Source organism: uncultured Chitinophaga sp., from assembly GCF_937874145.1.
Taxonomy (GTDB): Bacteria; Bacteroidota; Bacteroidia; order Chitinophagales; family Chitinophagaceae; genus Chitinophaga.
Genome location: NZ_CALNBI010000306.1, coordinates 1 through 6,464, shown reverse-complemented (window position 1 = coordinate 6,464; position 6,464 = coordinate 1). Strand labels below are relative to the sequence as shown.

Annotated in this window: 5 protein-coding genes; all 5 read left to right on the top strand. The window is 55.8% G+C overall.

Going from position 1 to position 6,464, the window contains the following annotated elements; genetic code table 11:
* On the top strand, window positions 1–2,307 hold a 2,307-nt coding region (locus tag Q0510_RS14975), incomplete at its 5' end, for a hypothetical protein (RefSeq protein ID WP_298713385.1).
* An 11-nt stretch (window positions 2,308–2,318) separates the two neighbouring features.
* On the top strand, window positions 2,319–3,770 hold the full coding sequence (locus Q0510_RS14970) for a RagB/SusD family nutrient uptake outer membrane protein (RefSeq protein WP_298713381.1): 1,452 nt from the start codon (window positions 2,319–2,321) through the stop codon (window positions 3,768–3,770).
* A gap of 24 nt (window positions 3,771–3,794) precedes the next feature.
* On the top strand, window positions 3,795–4,562 hold the full coding sequence (locus Q0510_RS14965) for a hypothetical protein (protein ID WP_298713378.1): 768 nt from the start codon (window positions 3,795–3,797) through the stop codon (window positions 4,560–4,562).
* A 28-nt stretch (window positions 4,563–4,590) separates the two neighbouring features.
* The gene (locus Q0510_RS14960; protein ID WP_298713375.1) at window positions 4,591–5,520 is read left to right on the top strand and encodes an ABC transporter ATP-binding protein; all 930 of its coding nucleotides are present in this window, start codon (window positions 4,591–4,593) and stop codon (window positions 5,518–5,520) included.
* A partial coding sequence (locus tag Q0510_RS14955) for an ABC transporter permease subunit (RefSeq protein WP_298713372.1) occupies window positions 5,520–6,464 on the top strand: 945 nt, incomplete at its 3' end. The genes Q0510_RS14960 and Q0510_RS14955, both read left to right, overlap by 1 nt.

The following is a 6,464-nucleotide window of genomic DNA, read 5'->3' as shown; positions in this document are numbered from 1 at the left end:
TACGGCTCCCGGGGCGCCAACGGCGTGATCCTCATCACCACCAAACGCGGCAAACCCGGCCCCACCCGGTTCAACGCCAGCTATTCCAAAGTATTCTCCGCCGTGCAGCGCTTCATGCCCATGATGAACACGGAACAATACCTGGCGGTGAGGAAAGAAGCCTTCCTTAACGACGCTGCCTTCCCGACCCGCGACAACGCCCCCGATCTGACCATCTGGGACCAGCACCGCTATACCGACTGGCAGCGCACTTTCTTCAGGAACGCGCAGTCCGACGATGTGCAGCTGAGCGTAGAAGGCGGCCTCCTGCAGAACACCTACCGCGTGAGCGTAGGCTATACCTCCACCACCGAAATGTATAACCAGGGCCGGGGCAACGACCGCCTGACCGTGGGCCTGTCTTTCAACCACCGCAGCCCCAACGGCAAACTGACGGTGGAGCTGGGATCCAACACCAGCTATACCAATAACGAAACGGCCGCCACCCTTAACTTCTTCACCCTGCCGCCTAATGCCCCGGGGATTTATGACGAGAAGGGGCAATATAACTGGGAGCCCTACAGAACCATGTTCGGCTCCAACTATCCCTTCAGGGATATCAAAAACTGGGGCGAGAACCAGACGCTGAAGAACCAGACCAATGTTGGGTTTACGTATGAAGTGCTCAAGGATCTGACGGCCGGCGTGCGCGTCAGCGGGGAATTCTTCACCAACAATGGCGGCTCCTACATGCCGAAAGCCCCGAAGGACCCCTTATACTTCCCGATGAGCATGGCGTTTTACACGAAGGGGACGGGCAAGAGCCTGCTCATCCAGCCGAAAATCAACTACGTGAAACTTTTCGGCGGCGCCCGCGTCAACGTATCGCTGGCGGCGGACTACAGCTATGCCTCGCAGGATGCGGCAACGATCATGGCCATGATGTTCTCCAACGACAATCTCATCAAAAGCTATGCGAACGCGCAGATCGTGCAGGCCATGAACAACTTTGCCGAGCTGAAAGTGGCTTCCATGCTGGCTTCAGTATCGTTCGACTGGAAGAATAAATATATCGTGAGCCTGAACGGCAGGAGAGACGGTTCTTCGCGCTTCGGCAGCGGCGCCCGCTACGGCAACTTCGGCTCCGCAGGGCTTTCGTGGGTGCTTTCCAATGAAGACTGGTTCCGGGACGCCGGGATGGACTGGTTCAGCTTCGCGAAGATCAGGACCACTTACGGGGTGATGGGCAATGCCAACATCGGGGATTATCAATACCTGTCGCGCTGGTCGAATATCCCGGCGGATGGTTTCGAAAAGCTGCCGGACGACCAGACGATCTACACCCTCGTGCAGCCCGTGAACCAGCAGTACAGCTGGTCCAGCGCCAGCAAGTTCGAAATAGGCGCCCGTGTGGGGCTGTTCAACAGCAAGGTGAATATCGAAGGGAACTTCTACCAGAACCGCGATGGCCGGCAGCTCACCAACATTACCACCCCGAACTTTACCGGGTTCCCGTCTGTGGTGGGCAACTGGCCTGCCGTGATACAGAACAGGGGGGCGGAACTGATGCTGGACGCTTCGGTCCTGAATACCAACACCTGGGGCATATCCGCACGTTTCCAGATCAGCAGGAACCGCAACACGCTGATCGCTTTCGAAGGGCTGGATGATTCCCCGTACCGCCAGATGTACCGCATCGGGTATTCCGTAAACGCCCGTTCTTTTACGCGCTACATCGGCATCAACCCGCTGACTGGCAAGCCTGATTACGATGATTACAATGGCGACGGGTACAAGCAAGGGGGCGGCGCTTCCGTTAACTTCCCCAACCTGGACGAAAATGACCACTATAAAATCATTGACCTGAGCCCGAAGTATTTCGGCGGTTTCGGCATGCGGCTGGATTTCATGCGGTCGCTGTCGCTGGATGCACAGTTCAGCTTCGAGAACGCCCTGGTGGCCGATGAGCTGAATAACATCGGTTATGGCGGGTTGGACAACATGGTGTTGTACGATGAGATCGAAAACCGCCACTGGCGCCAGCCGGGCGACAGGGCGTTGTACTCCAGGTATTCTACCGTCAACAACGGCGGGTTCTTCGGGTCCGACGCTTACTACGCCAAAGGCGGGTTCGTGAGCCTGGACAACCTGAGCATTTCCTACATGCTTCCCGCCAAATTGCTGGAAAGGATCCGTATGAAGCAGGCAGTATTTTCTATCAATTCCTCCAAGATCTTCAAACTCACCCAGTACCGGATGCTGGACGTGGAGCTGGGCCAGGTGCCGCAGATCAGGAGGATCGCCGCAAACCTGAGATGTAGTTTCTAAAAATCAAAAGCATGAGAAAATTAACTTTTCATATCGCCCTGGCAGGGGCATTCCTGCTGGCAACGGGTTGCAATAAATTGCTGGACATCAAGGACCCGGTGAATTCCATCACTACCAGCCAGGTTTTCCAGAACGACGAACAGGCGGCGACAGCGCTGAACGGGCTGTATTCCTACCTGATCAGCGGCGGGGAATTCGAAGCCCAGTATGGCATACCGCTGGGATCGGACCTCTTCAGCGCCGGCGGCGTCACCATCACCGCGGGGCATTCGGCCGATGAGTTGTATCACCCTTCCCTCAGCGGGCAATACGAATATTACCCGGAGTTCGCCAACAAGCTGAGCCTCCTGCGGCTGAGTTTTACACATAAAATCTGGAGAACGGCGTATAAAGCTATTTTCAACGCCAACGCGCTCATTGAGGGCGTGAGGGGCTCCGATTCAAAAGAATTTACGGATGCCTACCGGAAACGCGTACTGGGGGAAGCCCTGGCGGTTCGCGCAATGAGCTTCTTTTACCTGGTGAACCTTTTCGAGAACATCCCCCTGGCTTTGTCCATCGACTTCAACCAAACACAAAACCTCCCTTCCGCCAAACCGAATGAGGTATACCAACAGATCACCCGCGACCTGGAAGAAGCATCCGGCTACCTGTCTGAAAGCTATGACGATAACAATGCCGAGCGCATCCGGATCAACAAATGGTACGTGAAAGCCATGCTGGCGCGGGTATACCTGTTCACCAAAAATTACGAAGCGGCTTACCGCCATGCGGACGATGTGATCGGCCAGACGGGGTTGTTCCAGCTGGAACCGCTGAACCGGGTTTTCGCCTACGATAGCCGCGAGGTCATCTTCCAGCTGAAGCAGACCAACATCCATAACGGCCGCGGGAACGGTACGCCGGAGGGCATTACCATGACCGGTAAATACATGACGCCCCTGCTCGTCAATGCTTTCGAGACAGGAGATAACCGGAAAGCAGCCTGGACGATGCCCATCGGCGGCACCGGGAGCAATCCCGCGGGCTTTACGCCCAACAAGTACAAAATCAACGCGCTGAATCACGTGGTAGGGGGATTCCGGTCGGAATACTATGTGGTGATGCGGCTCGCCGAAATGTACCTCATCCGCGCCGAAGCCAATATGGGCAGAAGCACCGCCAATAAAAACAACGTCATCGACGACCTGAACGAAATCCGCCGGCGCGCCGGGCTGGGCGTCTTGCCCTATACACTCACCGACCAGCAGGTGACGGACGCTATCGCGCAGGAACGGCGCATCGAGCTGTTCACGGAATGGGGCCACCGCTGGCTGGATCTGAAACGAACCGGGAAAGCCGCCGAAGTGCTGGGCCAGATCAGCTACAAGCAGCCCTGGAGCCAGCATCAGCTGCTGTATCCTATTCCTCCGGAAGAAATCCTCTGGGGCAATCAGCTTTCCCAAAACATCGGGTACAACTAATCGATCACTCTTAACGCAACGAAAATGTTCCAGATATATAAAAGCGCAGGTCTGAAAGCCGCCCTGCTGGCCGGATGTATGATCTCCATGTTTGCTTCCTGCAAGAAACATCAAAGGGAAGAAGTCTTCCCCGCGTCACTGACCGTCGTGAACGGGCTGAACGACCAGACGTCGTTCCTCACGGCCTATTTCGGGGAGGGGCAACCCAGGATCTACGCCCGGCTGGCCTATATCGGCAATGGCGCTGCCTTCGAGTACGGCACCGATAAAACCGAACAGCCTGTCCGCCTTTACCGGAACCATGATACACTGCACATCGACAAGCCTTTTGTCCAGAGCAGGCTGCAGCTGGAACCGGGAAGCATCTATACGCACTTCGTGTATGGCGCTCCCGCAGCGGTGAAGCAGAAAACGGTAAAAGATCAAATACCATCGCGCAGCGCGCAGGATAGCGTGGCGAACCTCCGCTTTATCAACTTGTTCGAGAACAGGGCGATAGACGTGGTGCAGCTGGAGCCCGAAGCCAGGACCATGGCGTCTAACCTGGCGTACGAACAACTCACGGATTTTATGAAAGTGCCCGTCACCGCATCGGTGCAGCAATTCCGGTTCGAGTTGAAAGACCATGCCACCGGCGCCACTCTCGCCACCCTGACGGAAGCCAACCTCTTCCCGGGTACAACCCTGCCCAACGTAGCCTGGCTGTTCAAGGCGCGGACGATGGTGATCACCGGCACCTGGACCGGCGCGGGTAACTTCTCCGCCAGGGCAACCACCATCGGTCATTATTAAAACCAGTTTTCATTCAAAGCAAATAAGTATGCACCCAATATTAAAGGTCGAGAACCTATCGCATAAGTATGCCAGTTCCTGGGCGATAAGGGAGATCAATTTCGAGATCAACGACACCGGCGTAGTCGGTTTGCTGGGCTCGAACGGAGCAGGGAAATCGACCACGATGAACATCATTTGCGGTACGTTGCTACAGACGGAAGGGAATGTTTCCATCAACGGGCTGAAGATGAAAGACGATCCCATCGCTTACAAGCAGCAAATCGGATTCCTGCCCCAGCAGGCGCCGCTGTATCTGGATTTTACGGTACAGGAATACCTGGAATATGCCGCGCAGCTGCGGCTGATGGAGAAACGCGCCATCAAGGGAGCGGTGGATGAAGTGCTGGAGAAAACGTCCATCACCCACATGCGGAGCCGGCTGATCAGGAACCTGTCCGGCGGTTACCGCCAGCGGGTAGGGATCGCACAGGCCATCATCAACAAACCCAAAGTGGTGATCCTCGACGAGCCCACCAACGGCCTCGATCCCAACCAGATCATCGAAGCGCGCAAGCTGATTAAAGAAATCGCGCAGGACCGGGCCGTGCTGTTGTCTTCCCACGTATTGTCGGAAGTGAACCTGCTGGCCAAAGAGATCGTCATGATCGAATCCGGACAGGTCGTGTTCTCCGACACGCTCGACGCCTTCAACAACATCCTGCAGCCCAATACCATGGTGGCCAGGATGCTCAATATGCCCGGGGCCGACGAACTGCTGGCCATCGCGGACGTGCAGAAAGTAGAACTGTTGCCGGATCATAAGTGCCGCATCTGGTTCCAGCCGAACGACGACCTGGCCGAGAGGATCGTCAGGAAGAGCGCCGAAAAGAACTGGCGGCTCACGGCGATACACACCGAATCCTCTGGGATGGATGATGTGTTCAAACAATTATCTTCTTCTTCAACCTTACAGTAATGAGAGTAATATTGAATATAGCGCGGGCGGAATTAAGGTATTTTTTCTATTCGCCGATCGCCTGGTTTTTACTGATCCTTTTCCTCATGTCCAGCGCGGGCATCGTCATGGGAAACCTGGCAGATACGGCCGTACAGCAGGATGCCATGCTGGAACTGAAGGGGAGCGCCTTTGAAGGGTTCCTCAACATGCCGCTCACCCGAATGGTGATCGGTAAAGGGATCGATACGGTGCTGATGATTTTCTTCCTGTTCATCCCCCTGCTCACCATGGGCGTCATCAACCGGGATTATGCTGCCGGCACCATCAAGCTGCTGCATTCTTCACCCGTCACCATCCGCCAGATCGTACTGGGGAAATTCCTCGGCGTATACAGCTTCGTTTGCATGATGATCATGCTGTTCGTGGCGCTGGTAGCGGTGCTGACCTTTTCCATCCGGGAGGTGGAAGTGCTCCATATCGCAGCGATGCTGCTGGGATTCTTCCTGCTGGCGGCGATGTATGTAGCGGTGGGGATGTTCATTTCCAGCCTCACGACCTACCCGATCGTAGCAGGTATCGGCACCTTCGTGACCCTTACGCTGTTTGCGTCCATGGCGCTCATGTTCCAGGGTACCGACTATGTGCGGGACGTAACCTGGTTCCTGTCCAGCTCCGGAAGGGTGGAAAGCCTGCTGGCCGGTTTGCTGAATACCAAAGACATCATTTACTTCCTCGCCATCATCACTTTCTTCATCACCTGTACCATTATCAGGACAAAATCCGTTACCGAATCCCGGTCCTGGCGCGTATCCGCCATGCGTTACGGGGCAGCGCTCGCCGTTACGGTGACCGTCCTGGTGGTGACGGCCATCCATGGCTTCATCGGGTACTGGGACGTGACCCGGGGCAAGGTAAATACCCTCCATCCCAACACCCAGGAAGTGTTGAAAAAGCTGGACGGC

Bases quoted from the DNA above. Each gene is read 5' to 3' on its own strand.
- Q0510_RS14970 (WP_298713381.1), top strand. From the start codon at position 2,319: ATGAGAAAATTAACTTTTCATATCGCCCTGGCAGGGGCATTCCTGCTG.
- Q0510_RS14965 (WP_298713378.1), top strand. From the start codon at position 3,795: ATGTTCCAGATATATAAAAGCGCAGGTCTGAAAGCCGCCCTGCTGGCC.
- Q0510_RS14960 (WP_298713375.1), top strand. From the start codon at position 4,591: ATGCACCCAATATTAAAGGTCGAGAACCTATCGCATAAGTATGCCAGT.